This is a genomic window from Nesterenkonia sp. CL21, from assembly GCF_031705515.1.
Classification (GTDB): domain Bacteria; phylum Actinomycetota; class Actinomycetes; order Actinomycetales; family Micrococcaceae; genus Nesterenkonia; species Nesterenkonia aethiopica.
Genome location: NZ_JAUTWR010000006.1, coordinates 173,011 through 187,708, shown reverse-complemented (window position 1 = coordinate 187,708; position 14,698 = coordinate 173,011). Strand labels below are relative to the sequence as shown.

General features: G+C 69.8%; 15 protein-coding genes. 8 read left to right on the top strand and 7 right to left on the bottom strand.

The window, feature by feature from the left end:
- Positions 1 to 426: 426 nt before the first annotated feature.
- On the bottom strand, positions 427 to 1,539 hold the full coding sequence (gene ald, locus Q7C18_RS11015; RefSeq protein WP_311025435.1) for an alanine dehydrogenase: 1,113 nt from the start codon (positions 1,537 to 1,539) through the stop codon (positions 427 to 429).
- Positions 1,540 to 1,860: 321 nt separating this feature from the next.
- On the opposite strand from ald, the gene Q7C18_RS11010 reads away from it, so the two are divergent.
- The 4 genes from Q7C18_RS11010 (at position 1,861) to Q7C18_RS10995 (ending at position 4,565) form a co-directional block, all read left to right on the top strand.
- A complete protein-coding gene (locus Q7C18_RS11010; protein ID WP_311025434.1) occupies positions 1,861 to 2,373 on the top strand; it encodes a DUF456 domain-containing protein in 513 nt (170 codons plus the stop codon).
- A gap of 241 nt (positions 2,374 to 2,614) precedes the next feature.
- Positions 2,615 to 3,487 (top strand): response regulator transcription factor, encoded by an 873-nt coding sequence (locus Q7C18_RS11005; RefSeq protein WP_237090114.1) that lies wholly within the window; start codon positions 2,615 to 2,617, stop codon positions 3,485 to 3,487.
- A 29-nt stretch (positions 3,488 to 3,516) separates the two neighbouring features.
- Positions 3,517 to 4,071 (top strand): thioesterase family protein, encoded by a 555-nt coding sequence (locus tag Q7C18_RS11000; protein ID WP_070160960.1) that lies wholly within the window; start codon positions 3,517 to 3,519, stop codon positions 4,069 to 4,071.
- 38 nt (positions 4,072 to 4,109) lie between these two features.
- Positions 4,110 to 4,565, top strand: a complete 456-nt coding sequence (locus Q7C18_RS10995) for a DoxX family protein (RefSeq protein WP_311025433.1) — start codon at positions 4,110 to 4,112, stop codon at positions 4,563 to 4,565.
- Positions 4,566 to 4,609: 44 nt separating this feature from the next.
- Here the strand turns inward: Q7C18_RS10995 and Q7C18_RS10990 are convergent, their stop codons facing one another.
- The gene (locus Q7C18_RS10990; protein WP_311025432.1) at positions 4,610 to 5,947 is read right to left on the bottom strand and encodes a hypothetical protein; all 1,338 of its coding nucleotides are present in this window, start codon (positions 5,945 to 5,947) and stop codon (positions 4,610 to 4,612) included.
- 250 nt (positions 5,948 to 6,197) lie between these two features.
- Entirely contained in the window at positions 6,198 to 7,202 is a 1,005-nt protein-coding gene (locus Q7C18_RS10985; protein WP_311025431.1) for an aldo/keto reductase family protein, read from the bottom strand.
- 231 nt (positions 7,203 to 7,433) lie between these two features.
- Here Q7C18_RS10985 and Q7C18_RS10980 point away from each other — a divergent pair, with 231 nt between their 5' ends.
- On the top strand, positions 7,434 to 7,952 hold the full coding sequence (locus tag Q7C18_RS10980; RefSeq protein WP_085437709.1) for a ferritin: 519 nt from the start codon (positions 7,434 to 7,436) through the stop codon (positions 7,950 to 7,952).
- Between the two features lie 40 nt (positions 7,953 to 7,992).
- Here the strand turns inward: Q7C18_RS10980 and Q7C18_RS10975 are convergent, their stop codons facing one another.
- The gene (locus Q7C18_RS10975) at positions 7,993 to 8,760 is read right to left on the bottom strand and encodes a TetR/AcrR family transcriptional regulator (RefSeq protein ID WP_311025430.1); all 768 of its coding nucleotides are present in this window, start codon (positions 8,758 to 8,760) and stop codon (positions 7,993 to 7,995) included.
- Positions 8,761 to 8,848: 88 nt separating this feature from the next.
- Here Q7C18_RS10975 and Q7C18_RS10970 point away from each other — a divergent pair, with 88 nt between their 5' ends.
- Together Q7C18_RS10970 and Q7C18_RS10965 are read left to right on the top strand one after the other, a co-directional pair.
- Positions 8,849 to 9,820 carry an ATP-binding cassette domain-containing protein gene (locus tag Q7C18_RS10970; protein ID WP_311025429.1) on the top strand — a complete coding sequence of 324 codons (972 nt, stop codon included), beginning with the start codon at positions 8,849 to 8,851 and terminating at the stop codon, positions 9,818 to 9,820.
- A complete protein-coding gene (locus Q7C18_RS10965) occupies positions 9,817 to 10,716 on the top strand; it encodes an ABC transporter permease (RefSeq protein ID WP_311025428.1) in 900 nt (299 codons plus the stop codon). The genes Q7C18_RS10970 and Q7C18_RS10965 overlap by 4 nt, the downstream gene beginning before the upstream one ends.
- A gap of 3 nt (positions 10,717 to 10,719) precedes the next feature.
- Here the strand turns inward: Q7C18_RS10965 and Q7C18_RS10960 are convergent, their stop codons facing one another.
- The 3 genes from Q7C18_RS10960 to Q7C18_RS10950 form a co-directional block, all read right to left on the bottom strand.
- Positions 10,720 to 11,427, bottom strand: a complete 708-nt coding sequence (locus Q7C18_RS10960; protein WP_311025427.1) for a GntR family transcriptional regulator — start codon at positions 11,425 to 11,427, stop codon at positions 10,720 to 10,722.
- Positions 11,428 to 11,630: 203 nt separating this feature from the next.
- The gene (locus Q7C18_RS10955) at positions 11,631 to 12,467 is read right to left on the bottom strand and encodes a maleate cis-trans isomerase (RefSeq protein ID WP_311025426.1); all 837 of its coding nucleotides are present in this window, start codon (positions 12,465 to 12,467) and stop codon (positions 11,631 to 11,633) included.
- Complete coding sequence (locus tag Q7C18_RS10950) at positions 12,464 to 13,402, bottom strand: hypothetical protein (RefSeq protein ID WP_311025425.1); 939 nt, start codon at positions 13,400 to 13,402, stop codon at positions 12,464 to 12,466. The genes Q7C18_RS10955 and Q7C18_RS10950 overlap by 4 nt, the downstream gene beginning before the upstream one ends.
- Positions 13,403 to 13,653: 251 nt before the next feature.
- On the opposite strand from Q7C18_RS10950, the gene Q7C18_RS10945 reads away from it, so the two are divergent.
- Positions 13,654 to 14,646, top strand: coding sequence for a D-2-hydroxyacid dehydrogenase (locus Q7C18_RS10945; RefSeq protein WP_085437708.1), 993 nt, complete (start codon positions 13,654 to 13,656; stop codon positions 14,644 to 14,646).
- Positions 14,647 to 14,698 lie beyond the last annotated feature (52 nt).

Here is a 14,698-nt window from a genome sequence, read left to right as displayed (position 1 = left end):
TCGGGCGGGCCAGAACACGGAGCCAGCATCACCAGAACCAGCAGCAGCGTGATCGGCACGAGAGTCGTCGCCGTGCTGGCTGTGCTGGTCTGGGTGCTGGTTCACCCCGTCCTGGTCCTCCATGTCTCCCACGCTATCCACCTCCTCTGACGTCTCTGCCGGGGTGCCCGTCTCTGCCGTCCCTGCCGGGAAGCCCGTCCCGGCTGCCCTCTCGCGGGGATCCTGCCCCGGCTCCTCCTGGTGCTGTTCAGTCTTCCGGCACCCTCTGACACATCCCGGAGGAGCGGGACCAGCCGGCCAAAACGCACGGTCAGATCCGACCCCAGCCTCGGCCGCAGAACGACTCGAGCGGGGCCCCGACGATCTGTCGGCGACAATGGCGCCGACGTCGACGGGACCCCGCTCGAGGTGCCTCAGAGGTGAGATTCAGGCCAGGGCGGTCTCCAGCGGGAGCGCCTCCTCGCCCAGGGCGTGGGCCACCGGAGCGTGGGTGAGCCGTCCGTCGTGGACGTTCAGGCCGGCCGCCAGGTGCGGATCATCGGCCAGCGCCTGCTTCCAGCCCTTGTCCGCCAGGCGGAAGATATACGGCAGGGTGGCGTTGGTCAGGGCGGCGGTGGAGGTGTGGGGCACAGCGCCGGGCATGTTCGCCACGCAGTAGTAGATCTGCTCGCCGACGGGGAACGTCGGATCGGCGTGCGTGGTGGGGCGGGAGCCCTCGAAGCAGCCGCCCTGGTCGATGGCGATGTCCACCAGGACCGAGCCGGGCCGCATCTGGGAGACCATGTCCTTGGTCACGAGCTTGGGGGCGGAGGCACCCGGAATGAGCACCGAGCCGATCACCAGGTCTGCCGCGGCGACCTCCTCCGCGATGGTCAGGGTGTTCGAGGCCAGAGTGGTCAGCCCGCGGCCGGACATGGCAGAGAGCTCGCGCAGGCGGTCCAGGTTCAGGTCGATGACCGTCACGTCCGCGCCCATGCCATGAGCCGTGATGGCCGCCTGCTCGCCGGCCTTTCCGCCGCCGATGACGACGACCTTCGCCGGGCGTGCGCCGGGCACGCCACCGATCAGCAGCCCGGAGCCGCCCTGGGAATGCATCAGGTGGTAGGCGCCCACCTGTGCCGAGAGGCGCCCGGCCACCTCGCTCATCGGTGCCAGCAGCGGCAGGCCGGTGGGGCCGGTGACGGTCTCATACGCGATGGCGGTGACGCCGCGCTCCTTCAGGGCGGCGGCGCACGCCGGCTCCGCGGCCAGGTGCAGATACGTGAACAGCACCTGACCCTGACGCATGCGGGGGAACTCCTCGGGCTGCGGCTCCTTGACCTTCAGCACCAGCTCGGCCCGACCCCAGACGTCGTCGACGTCGGGCACCAGCTCGGCGCCGGCACCGCGGTAGTCCTCGTCGGAGAACCCTGAACCTTCCCCGGCCCCAGCCTGGATCAGCACGGTGTGCCCGCGGCGGGTGAGGTCGACGGCGCCGGCAGGCGTCAGCGCCACGCGGAACTCGTTGTTCTTGACTTCGGTCGGGACTCCGATGATCATCTGGTCTCCTTGCTCCGCCTCCCTTGTGAGGCTGCGGTCGCTGGTGGTCTGGGCGGCGGAGTCGGGCTGAGGTGCGGCGCGGGAGTGGACCGGACGACGTCGTCGTCGGCTGATCCGGGCGCTGGTGCCGCAGTCCGCCGGCCTGGGGGAGGTGGCCCCGGGCTTCACAAGGTTATGGCCCGGCGTGAGGTCCTGCCAAGTGCCGGCGTCACCTGTCGACATGGTCCTTGGATCCGCGTCATTCCGGGGGAGAGGGCTCCGGCCACGTCGCGCACGCGTCAGTGTGGTCGGTGCGGCGGCGCCGTGTGGCAGGCTGTAGTCATGCTCGAAGGACTCGTCGCGGAAGGTGTCGCCACCGGGGTGGCCTTCGTCCTGCTGCTGGTCGGCATGGCCGGAGTGGTGCTCCCGGTGCTGCCGGGCAGTCTGCTGATCATCGTCACCCTCCTGGCGTGGGCGGTGCTGCTGGGAGGGCCTGCGGTCTGGACGGCTGCGGTGATCGGCATGGTGCTGGCCACGGCTGGCTGGGCGGCGTCCACGGTGCTCACCGGACGGGCGCTGCACCGTGAACGGATTCCCCGTGGCCCCATCCTCGTCGGCGTCGTGGCGGCCCTCGTCGGGCTGGTTTTGCTGCCTCCGTTGGGTCTCTTCCTCGGCTTCGCGCTGGGACTCTTCGGCGCCGAGTTCATCCGGCGCGACCGTGACTGGCAGGCTGCCGCGCAGGCCAGCCTTGCCGCGCTGCGTGCCATGGGGCTGGGCATCCTGGTGGAGTTCGGCCTCGCCGGCCTCGCAGTGTCCAGCTTTCTGATCGGGACGCTCGTCCACCTGCTCACCTGAGCAGGGCCGCGCCGACGGTGAGGGACACTATGGCGGAAACCCCTGTCGTTCTCCGCCCGACGCGACGCTCACCAGGGACGATGTCTGCGGTGCTCCGCTCCTCGTCCGGTTCCTTCAGGGTGTCGGACGGCACAGATGTGGGCTATCTTGGCTGTCTGGACACACGCTGGATCTCGCCGTGCGCGGCGCCGCTGACATGCGCGCGGCGGCCGCGCCGAGTGATCGCCGGACGGAGGACGCTGTGGAGGCAGAGCGCGAGGAGGCCCCCGTGCGCGAGGGTGCCGACGCGCCAGAGCCGCATATCTCCTCGCCGGTGCTGATCCTCGCCGGCCCCTCTCCGGCGGTCTCCGAGCTGACGCAGCGCCTCAGAGGCCTGGACGTGAAGGTGCTCCACGCGCCCACCCCGGACTCGGCCCGGCACCTCATCACAGAGGAGCAGCCACAGCTTCTTGTGGTGGACGCCCGGTCCAGCCGACGGATCCCGGGGGTGGAAGAGACCGTGCCCGAGCTGCGTCGGCTCATGGAGGACGCCGCGGCCCTGGTGTGGTTCGACGCCGACGTGGAGTTCGCCGCGGTGACGGCGCTGTGCGAACCCGTGGACGACCACATGGCGTCTCGGATCGACGTCGAGGAGTCGCTGCGGCGTCTGCACTTCCTCACCGGGCGGCTGCCGGAGCGTCGCGAAGGTGAGCGGCTGGTGGTGGGAGACCTGCAGATGGACACCGCGGCACGCACCGTCCGGCGCGGAGAGAAGGACATCGACCTCTCCGACACCGAGTTCCGCCTGCTGCGGCTGCTGATGCGTCACGCCCGCACGGTGCTGCCGAAGACGGAGATCCTCCAGCAGGTGTGGGAGTACGAGTTCGCCGGCCAGGCGAACATCGTGGAGCTCTACATCTCGTATGTGCGGAAGAAGATCGAAGCGGACATGCCCCGCATGATCCACACGGTTCGCGGTGCGGGCTACGTCCTGCGTCCGGCTGAGCCCCCACGACCCGTCGACGGTCCATCCGACGGCCCGCCCGACGAGGAGGCGCGGGATGAAGCTGGAGGGGATGCTCAGGATGACGGCGCTCCGGCGAGGACGAGCGACCCCGACACCGCTGATTACTGATAAGTAGGTTCTGTGGCAGACTGGATGCCATGCATGTGATCTTCCGCACCCTCCTGACCCTGCTGCGCGCTCGTCGCCGCCCGCCGCTCTCGCCCTGGGAGACCTCCACGGTCACGCTGCGCGCGCTGCCCACGGACATCGACATCGCCATGCACATCAACAACGGGCAGTACTTCTCGCTGTTCGACCTCGGCCGCTTCGACCTCATGGCGCGGGCAGGTCTATGGCGGCGTATGCGTGAGCTCGGGTGGTCGCCGGTGGTCCAGGCGGAGCAGATCACCTTCCGCAAGTCGGTCACCTTCCTGACCCGCTTCGAGATCCACACGCGCATGCTCGGCATGGATGAGAAGAGCATCTACTTCGAGCAGCGCGTCGTCGTCGACGGCGAGATCTACGTCCGCGCCCATATCGCTGCGCGACTGCTGTCCGGCTCCGGACCGGTGACCAACGAGCAGATCCTGGATGAGATCCGCGGCCTCGGTCATGAGACCCCCGCCGACCTGGACGTCGGCGAGGAGCTGCGCCGGTGGCGGGAGTCAGCGGCACTGCCTTCGAGCAGGAAGCCGGCGCCGAACGTGTGGTGAACCGCGGATCAGCTCTGACCAGGTGTCAGAGTGGTGTCATGCGGAATGTCTTCAGCATCGATCTCGGTCTTCTCCTGCTCCGCCTCGCGGCGGGCATCCTCCTGCTGGTCGGCGGCCTGCGCAAGGCCACCTGGCTCGGTGTGGACGGCTCGAGCGAGTATGTCGCCGGGCTCGCCGTCCCCTTCGCCGAACATCTCGGGGCTGCCATGGTGTTCACAGAGATCATCGGCGGCGCACTGCTGACGCTTGGGCTGATGACGCGGGTCGCGGCCGCTGTGCTCGCGCTACTCTCGGGCATGGCGGCGTTCCTGCTGCTCGACGGAGGTACCGTCTTCGTCAGCGTGCACGGGTGGAATGAGCCGTTCCTGCTCCTCCTGGGCAACCCGGTGGAGTTCATGGTGCTCTACGCCGTCCTCGGGCTCGCCCTGGTCTTCACCGGGCCCGGTGCATTCAGCGTCGACGCACCCGCCTGGCGGGCGATCCGCCGCCGCTGACCCCGCCGCTGATCCTGCCGGGGACGAGTGGGACCAGTCCGCGCTCAGTGCCTCCGGCTGAGCTGACCGCGTCGGTGTGCCGTCCAGACGGCCAGGGAGCCGGCCCCGAGGGCGGCGACTCCCAGTGCTCCGGCGGCGAGGGCATGCGGGGCGGCACCGGTCGAAGCCAGTCCGTCGCCGTCGTCCTCGTCGTCCGCTCCCGTCTCGCCAGCACCCGTCTCCTCTGCGGAGGGCTGCGTGGTGGCGCTGTCGCTGAGGTCGCGATCGGGCGCGCCGGGGACCAGGGGACGCGGGCTGAAGCTCGGGCGGTCCTCGACGCCGTCGTCCTCGCTGGACTCGCCCTCGCTGGACTCGCCCTCGCTGGACTCGTCGGCGCTGTCCTGGCCCGTCGGCCGGCCCTCCGGAGTGGGGTCCGGAGTCGACGGCGCCCCGGGGACCGAGGGCACTTCGGCAGGGCTGGGCGCGCTGGTGCGGTCCACCTCCTGCGTCGGGTCGGGGTCAGCGGTCGGGTCGGTGTCACTCTCCGGGCTGTCCTCCTGCCCGGGAGTCTCGTCCACGGCGTTCGGGTACAGCGTGAACGTGCTTGAGCAGCTGGCGGTGCGTCCGTCCTCGGCCTCCACCTGCACGGTGACGGTGTCCTGGGTGATCGAGGAGACCTCACGCTCCAGCAGATAGTGGACCGTCATGCCCTCATGCCAGGAGCTGCCTCCGCGGATTCCGGAGCTCACCGAGGTGATGCGGGCGTCAGAGGCGTTGACACTGACTTCGAAGGTCAGGACCTCTCCGGGGTAGCCGGTGGCCGAGGTGCAGGTGGCCTGCAGGTCCTCCGGGTCCGGACTCGGCTCAGGGGACGGCGTCCCCTCGTCCGTCTCGCCCGGATCCGGAGTGGGCTCGGGCTCGGGCGTGGGGTCCGGCTCCGGCGTCGTGCCGGGGTCGGTCGGCTCGACCGTGGACTCGTCGCCCGGCTCGTCAGGATCCTCGGACTCTGGGGCTTCGGACTCAGGTTCCTCGGACTCGGGGTCCTCAGACTCGGGATCCTCGGTCTCCGGGGTCCGGTCGTCTTCCTCCTCCCCGTCGGCCTCGTCATCCGTGGACTCGTCGCCTGCCTCCTCGGAGTCGGCGTCCTCGGAGTCGGCGTCCTCGGAGTCAGAGTCGGAACCGGTTCCTGAGCCGTCGTCTGAACCGGCGTCGTCCTGCGTCTCCTCCTCGTCGGGGGAGGCGGAACTGGAGGCGGCCTCGTGCTGGGACTCGCTGGGCTCGGGGTCCTGGCTGGAGGCGGCCGCAGGGCCGGCGCCGCACAGCAGCAGGACGCCTGCCAGGGCGCTCCCGCACAGTGCGGCAGTCAGGCGGGGATGCCGCCCGACGTCGGTTGCGTTGCTCACGCCGGATCACCTTTCACCCGGGGATGGGATGTCAGGGTCCACAGTCTACGCAGAATCACCACAGTTCCATAACGATTTGGTCACTGCCGCAGTCTGAGGCGTCTGAGCTGGGGCGATGCCTCTCCGACGTCGTCGCGCCCGGCGTGCCCTCTGGAGGAGCTCCCGGCAGGGCGGCCCTCTGGGACGCAGAGATGCCCGGGAAGATCACGGTGGCCGTGATCTTCCCGGGCATCGTCCCGGGTGCTGAGCGTCAGGTCAGGCGAGCCTCGGGGGAGGTGGTCAGCGCCGGGTCGTCCTGGGCGAGGTGCCCGATGACCGAGTCGATGGCCTCCATGACCGAACCGTCCAGGGTGACCCCGGCGGCGGCGACGTTCGAAGCGATCTGCTCCGGCCGGGAGGCCCCCACCAGCGCAGACGCCACATTCTGGTTCTGCAGGACCCACGCGATGGAGAGCTGGGCGAGCGTGAGCCCGAGCTCGTCGGCGATCGGCTTGAGCTTCTGCACCGCGTGCAGGATCTCGTCGTCCAGATACCGCTGGATGAACTGCGCACCACCCTGCTCGTCGGTGGCGCGGGATCCCTCCGGCAACGGCTGACCCGGTACGTATTTGCCGGTGAGTACGCCCTGGGCGATGGGCGACCAGACGATCTGGGAGATGCCCAGCTCCTCGGAGGTCGGCACGACGTCAGACTCGATGACGCGCCAGAGCATGTTGTACTGCGGCTGGTTCGAGATCAGCTGGAAGCCCAGCTCCTTGGCCAGGGCGTGGCCGGCGCGCAGCTGCTCCGCCGTCCACTCGCTGACGCCGATGTAGAGGGCCTTGCCCTGCCGGACGATGTCGGCGAACGCCTGCATCGTCTCCTCCAGCGGAGTCTCGACGTCGTAGCGGTGAGCCTGGTAGAGGTCCACATAGTCTGTGCCGAGACGGCTCAGGGAGCCGTCGATGGACTCCATGATGTGCTTCCGGGAGAGTCCAGTGTCGTTGTGTCCCTTGGGGCCCGTGGGGAAGTAGACCTTCGTGAAGATCTCCAGGGATTCGCGGCGCTGGCCGGCCAGCGCGTCGCCGAGGACCTGTTCTGCGACGGTGTTGGCATAGACGTCCGCAGTGTCGAAGGTGGTGATGCCGGCGTCGAGCGCGGCGTGCACGCACTGGGTCGCGGTGTCGTTCTCGACCTGCGAGCCGTGGGTGATCCAATTGCCGTACGTGACTGATGAGACCTTGAGGCCGCTGTGGCCGAGATACCTGAACTCCATGCAGATCAGACTAGTCAGCCGGTGAGCCCCTGACCAGAGGCTCGCGGCGCAGTCACATGTGTCCATCCAGGCATGATGCGATGCTCTCCGATGACGACGTCGGGCCGATCGTTCCAGGTGAGGCCTGCCTCTCCTGCGTGGTCAGCGCGGCTCCCGGTGGCTACAGTGGCATCAGAGGCGGCCCCGGCACCCGGCGGCCGCCAGAGATCCGAGACGAGGAGTGTTCTCACCATGGCACAGCTCACCGGCGCGCTCGAGGCGGCCTTCAACGACCAGGTCACTCTGGAGCTGGAGGCTTCGCTGGTCTACCGCCAGCTCGCCATCGAGATGGACATGCTCGACCTGCCCGGTATGGCGTCGTGGTTCCGGGCGCAGGCCGATGAGGAGGTCGTGCACGCCAATCGCTTCATCGATCACATGACCGACCGGGACGCCCACCCGCGCATCCAGGCGGTGCCTGCCGTCGCGGCGACCGCGGGCACGGTGCAGGAGGCCTTCGAGGCCTCGCTCGCGCATGAGCAGAAGGTCTCGGAGTCGATCCGGAACCTGTACCGGCTGGCGCAGCAGGAGGGTGACATCGACGCCCTGCCGCTGCTCAACTCCTTCATCGACGAGCAGCTCGAGGAGGAGGCCACCGTCTCCGAGCTGATCGGCAAGATCCGGCTGATCGGAGACGACGGCCCGGGACTGCTGAAGCTGGACGAGCAGCTGGGCGCCCGTCAGTCCGGCGGCACGGAGGCCGCGGAGTAGCCAGTCCGGTTCCGATGACGCAGGCGGGCGGGCCGCCGGTTCAGAACGGCGTGTCCGCTGTGTCGGGCGACTCCGCCCGCCGGGCGAGCTGCTGTTCGATGCCGTCGAGCAGCAGCCTCAGGCCGAAGTCAAAGCTCTCCTCCCAGGTGCCCGCGAAGGTGTCCTCCGAGAGGGAGGCCATCGTGGGGTAGCGGCCGGTGTCGAAGATCTCGTAGAGGAACGGTGCCTGGGCCTCCCAGAACTCCTCATCGGTCATGCCGCTCTCCGCGGCAGCGCGCTGGGAGAGGATCTCCTGCCGCACCGCGCCGGTGACGTAGGAGTCCAAAGCGACCACCACGTGCATCTTCTCCCGGTCGGAGAGCGGCAGGTCCTTCAGGCCCGTCATGATCAGCTCCATGTCGGCCACGCTGTTGGGTCCCAGCACGGGCCGTGTCCAGTTGACCTGCAGCAGCCACGGGTGCGCCAAGTACTGCTGCCGTCCGCCGTGGCCGACCCCCTCCAGTCCGACGCGCCACCCGGCATCGAAGGTGGTGCGGCGCAGATGCGTGGGTCCGCTGACCGCGTCCAGCATGAGATTCAGCAGCTCAGTCTTGGAGGGGACGTATCGGTAGAGGGACATGGTGCCGACGTCGAGCCGCTGGGCCAGCTTCCGCATGGACAGGGCGTCGAGGCCCTCAGAGTCGGCCAGGTCGATCGCGGTGCGGACGATCTGCTCCAGCGTCAGCGTCGGCTTCGGGCCCTTCTTGGGATCCGGCAGGCCGTACCAGAGCAGCTGCAGGCTCTTCCGGACAGGATTCTCAGCATTCATGGTGGCCTCAGCCTAACCGCCCTTGATGACTGCGCACGGCGTACGCTACATTTGTTGCGTTCAGTGTACGAAGAAGGGGTGGCGTGGGATGACGGCACAGGAGCTCGCCGTGGAGACCGTGGGTCTCACCAAGCGATATAAGGACAAGGTGGCGCTCGACGGCGTCGACCTGGCTGTGCCCCGTGGGACGGTGCACGGGCTGCTCGGCCCCAACGGGGCGGGCAAGACGACCACGGTCCGGGTGCTGGCCACCCTGACGGATCCCGACGGCGGCGAGGCCCGGGTGGCCGGGCATGACGTCGTCGCTCAGCCACGCGAGGTGCGCCGCAGCATCGGTCTGACCGGACAGCAGACCGCGGTGGACGACCTGATGACCGCCCGGCAGAACCTGACGATGTTCGGCCGACTGTTCCGGCTCAGCAAGGCTGACGCGCGCCGCCGGGCGGACGAGCTGCTGGAGATCTTCGGACTCACCGAGGCCGCCGGTCGCTCTCCCAAGAAGTTCTCCGGCGGGATGCGGCGGCGGCTGGACCTCGCGGCGTCGATGATCCTGGCGCCGCAGGTGATGTTCCTCGACGAACCCACCACGGGCCTCGACCCCGCCGGGCGCCGGGAGGTGTGGGAGGCGGTGCGGAACCTCACCTCCCAGGGGACCACCGTTCTGCTGACCACGCACTATCTGGACGAAGCGGACAAGCTGTGCGACCGGATCAGCCTGATCGACCACGGGCGGAACATCATCGAGGACACACCGGCCGGGCTCAAGCGTCGGATCGGGGACGAGCGGCTCGACGTCGTCGCGGTCGATCCCGCCGACCTGGCCGGGCTGGCCGAGCTCGTCCGGCAGGCGACCGGCGCAGACCCCGCCCTGGACGAGGACGCCGCGACGCTCAGCGTCCCGGTGCCCGACGGTGTGGCCGCCCTGACCACCGTGGCGGTGGAGATCAGAGCCCAGGGCATCGAGGTCGCCGACATCGGTCTGCGCCGCCCCACGCTGGATGAGGCATTCCTGCACCTGACCTCCCGAACGGGTGCCGCACAGGAGGAGGAGACCCGATGACGACGACGACTCACCACGACGGCCGCCGCAACGGACGCACTGGCAGACACTCCCTCGGCTCCGCGACGGCCCCGACGGCCCAGCCCGGCGCCGGGCTGCTCTGGGCGGCCCGTGACTGCTGGACGATCGTCCTGCAGGAGTTCACCCACCTGGTGCGCCAGCCCAGCACCTTCGCCTGGCAGATCGGCTTCCCGGTGGTGATGGTGCTGATGTTCGTCTACGTCTTCGGTTCCGCCATGGACGTGACCGGGCAGGGCGCGGGGGAGGGGTATGTGGACTTCGCCATGCCAGGGATGTTCGCCATGACCATGGCCTTCGGCTTCATGGACACCGCCTATGCGGTCACCCACAACAAGGAGAAGGGGTTCATGGACCGCTTCCGGTCCATGCCCATGGCCTCCTCGGCACCCGTCACCGGGCGGGCGGTCTCGGATGTGATCCGCGCGGCGATCGACCTGGCCGTCATCGTCGGGGTCGCCCTGCTGATCGGGTGGCGCGCCGGCGGCAGCCTCGGGGCCACGCTGCTGGCGTTCGCGCTGCTGCTGTGGCTGCGCCTCGCACTGATCTTCGTCGGCATCTACCTGGGGCTGTGCATCCGGAACACGGAGACCGCGGGCATGCTGTTCGCCGTGGCCTTCCCTCTGGGGTTCATCTCCTCGGTGTTCGCCCCGCCGGAGATGATGCCCGGCTGGCTCGGGGCCATCGCGGCCTGGAACCCGGTGTCCTCGACGGCGGCCGCCATCCGCGAGCTCTTCGAGACCCCGGGGATGCAGCATCTGGAGCCCGCCTACTGGATCGACGGCCATGCCGTGGCCGGTGCCGTGATCTGGCCGGCAGTGATCATGCTGATCTTCCTGCCGCTGGCGGTCCGGCAGTTCAAGAACCTCAGCCGCTGAGGCTCAGCCTCGTGTGTCGGCCTCGCCGCCGCGGATGAGGCGCTCGAGGGCCTGATGCATGTGATCGTCGATCGCGCGGAGGACGGCGGCCTCGTCGCCGTCGGCGATCGCGTCGGCGATGCGGCGGTGCTCGTCCACCTGGTCCTCGGGATCGTAGTAGGTCCCCTCCAGGGCGGTGAGGCACATCCGGGTCTCCACCATGAGCGTCTCGTGCATCCGGCGCAGCCGAGCGCTGCCGGAGGCGGTGACCAGCTCCTCATGGAAGTCGAAGTCCGCATCCGAGAGGGCACTGAGGTCCCCGGCGGTCGCCGCCCGACGCATCGCGGTGCAGGTCTCGCGCAGCAGGGCGACGGCGCGGGGCGTCGTCTCCGTGGCGGCGTCACGCACGATCTTCAGCGCCGCCGCCGATTCCACGGCGGTGCGCGCCACGTAGAGATCGCGGATCTCCTCGGCGTCGAGCTCCTTGACGAAGAGTCCGCGATTCGGCTCCGCGCGCAGCAGGCCCTCCTGCACGAGGCGCTGCATGGCCTCACGCAGGGGGCCGCGGCTGACCCCGAAGGCCGCCGAGAGTCGAGCCTCGGAGAGCTGGCTGCCGGCGGGCAGGGAGCCGTCCATGATGCCTTCCCGCAGCTGCCGGGTGATCAGCGACGCCGTGGACTCCTTGTTCACGGGGGTGAATCGGCCGGCGGATCGGGCTGCGGTGGCGGGCATCGTGGCTCCAGCGGGGTGAGGGTCGGATGGTGCGCGGTGCGGTGAGACCAGTGTGGTGAGAGGGGGATCACAGGATCCGTGGATTGTCGACAATGATGATACCGCCGGGCCTCAGTCCTCGGGCCAGTCGCCGGCGTCGCCCCAGGATTCGGCGCTGACGTCGGCCCCGCCCCCTCCGGGTGCGGCCGGTCGGTCCGGGACGCTCAGGGCGTTCGGGTCGCCCAGACGTTTGGGTCGCCCAAGCAGCCCAGCTGCGGCAGGACCGGCATCGGCCGTCCGGTGAGCCGCAGGCCCTCCCAGACGGTGACCTGGTTGGCGGTCAGCACGGGCTTGCCGAGCGACTCCTCGAGGTCCGGGATCCACCGCAGCGAGTGCATGGCGGTGTCCGGCACCAGCATCGCCTCGGCCTGCGGCACATCGACGGCGCGGATCATCGCCACCACGTCCTCCCGGCCCATCAGGCCCACCTCGGCGGCGGTGAAGATCCCGTGGGAGGCGAAGGCGACGACGTCGACGCCCGCGCGCCCCAGGAGGTCCTGGAAGTGCTCGGCCAGGTCGGCAGGATAGGACGCCGCCACGGCGACCCGGCGCACTCCCAGGGTCTGCAGAGCGTGCAGGTAGGCCAGCGAGGTCGACGACGTCGGCACCCCCGCGGCCTGCTCCAGCGTCCGGGTCTGGTCGTGGGCGCCGTCGAACCCGTAGACGAAGCTGCCCGAGGTGCAGGCCCACATGAGGGCCTCCACGGGATGCTCGGCCAGCAGGCGCTGGGCCCCCTCGGCGAGCCGGGCGGGCGACCCGGTCTCCAGCAGGGCCTGGGTGGTGTGCTCATCCACCCCGATGGTGGTGTGGGTCACCGGGAGCCGGACCGCTCCGCCGCAGGCCTCCTCGAAGGCCGGATAGTCGTCCTCCGCGGCATGGCCCGGATATAGGATCCCCACCGTCGGGTTCTCGGGGCGGCCTGGGATCGGTATCTGCTGTCGCGTGTCGACGAACTCGTCGACGTCGGTGATCGCGTGGGTCTCCAGCAGGTGGTCGCTCATGGCGCCTCCTTCGTCAGGCTCGGGGGAGCAGGTTCCAGTGAGGCCAGCGCGTGGCCCGGGCCGCGATACGGCAGTCCGAAGTGCCGCAGCACGGTCCAGATGGTGGCCTGGTTCGCCGAGATCACCGGCTTTCCCAGATCCTGCTCCAGCTGGTCCAGCACCGAGGCGGTGGGCAGGTTCGTGCAGGACACCACGACGGCGTCCGCCTGGTCCGAGTCCGCCTGCCGCACCAGCTGGTAGGTCCGTTCCGCGGGGACCTCCCAGATGCGGCCGTTCAGACCCAGGTTGGAGCTGCTCATCAGGTGGACCCCGGCCTCGGCGAAGAATGCGGCGAACTGGGCGGTGATGGCGTCGTCGTACGGGGTGGCCGCGGCGATGGTGCGGGCGCCCAAGGCGCGCACCGCGGCCAGCAGGGCGCCTGAGGTGGTGAAGCTGGGGGCTCCGCCGGCGGCGGCCATGGCGCGCAGCAGGGTGCGCTCACCCGAGAGGCCCCGGACGAAGCTGCCGGAGGTGCAGGCGTAGACATAGCCGGAGGGGACCACGGCCGAGACCGCCCGGACGCATTCGGCGATGGCCTTCGGGCGGGAGATCGCCCGCGCCTGCTTGACCGTGACGGCCAGCGACTCATGCCGGGTGCGGGTGAACAGCAGGTCCAGCTGTTCGGCGCCCTGCTCATCATGGGTGAAGGCTCGCAGCTCGCGGTCCAGAGCCATGTCATAGGGGACGACGACGCCGACCGCCGGCACCTGCCGGCCCGATCCTGCGTCCTCGGGCTGCGGGTGGCCCTCCGGGACGAGTCCCGGCGCGTTTCCGGGGGTGCCGTCCAGGGGGAGGTCCGAGCTCAGATCCGAGGGGACTGCGGCCGGGTCTGCGGGAGGTTCGGGGCGATCGGGGAGAGTGGTCCGGACGCGTCCGGAGGAGGGGGTGAGCGCCATGGCCGCTCCAATCTGAGACGGTGCGATCAGCTCCTACAAGATTGTTGACAATCTTCGTGAGGTCTCCCTAGCATAGCGGCACGGGCCCCGCCCCGGGAAGACCCCGGGGAGAGTCCCCTGCGGCCATCCGGAGGTCCACGTCAGACGGCTTCCCGGCGGGCCGCACGACCATCTGAGTGCAGGTGCCGGATCCCAGGATCACGGACACGCGGAGTATGCTCAGCACGCCGCTGGAGGAAGCGAGGTGACGGATGGCGGAGTCCCTGCCGGTCATCACCGTCCTGTGTCCCGACGACGACGTCCCGCACGCCGTGCCTCCGGGCCTGGATGAGCTGCAGGACCGGGCGGAGATCCGCACCGCCACCGCCGCCGATCTCGCCGATGCCCTGCCCGGGGCCGACGCGCTCTTCCTGTGGGACTTCTTCTCCCGCGCCGTCTCTGAGGCCTGGCACGCCGCCGACTCCCTGGACTGGATCCACGTGGCCGCCGCCGGTGTGGACAAGCTGATGTTCGACGAGCTGGCGGACTCGGACGTCGTCGTCACCAACGCCCAGGGGATCTTCGACCGGCCCATCGCCGAGTACGTGCTCGGCGCGGTGCTGGCCCGCGCCAAGGACATGCCCGGCAGTCTGCGCCGTCAGCAGCGCAGGACCTGGGAGCATCGCGAGACCCAGCGCGTCGGAGGGCTCACCGCCCTGGTCATCGGCACCGGCGCCATCGGCCGGGAGATCGCCGCCCTGCTGCGCGCCGTCGACGTCGAGGTCTTCGCCGCAGGACGCACGGCACGCGAGCAGGACCCCGACTTCGGCACCGTGGTCGCCAGCGACGACCTCGCCGCCCACATCGGCGCGGCCGACATCGTCGTCAACGCTGCCCCGCTGACCCCGCAGACCACCGGACTGCTGGACGCCGAGGTCCTCGCCGCCGCCGCCGAGGGAGCCCATCTGATCAACATCGGCCGTGGAGAGACCCTGGACGAGGCAGCCCTGGTGGACGCCCTGGAGGACGGGCCCCTCGGGTTCGCCACCCTCGACGTCTTCGACCAGGAGCCGCTGCCCCAGGACTCGCCGCTGTGGGACCGCGAGGACGTGCTGATCTCCGCCCACATGTCCGGAGACGTCATCGGCTGGCGCGACGCGCTCGCTGAGCAGTTCCTGGACAACGCGCGCCGCTGGCTCGACGGCGAGGAGCTGCACAACGTCGTCGACAAGCACAAGGGGTACGTGCCCCGCCCCCAGTCCTGACACGGCCCGGGGCCGCCCGGACACGACGTCGCCCACCACCGGCACACAGGAG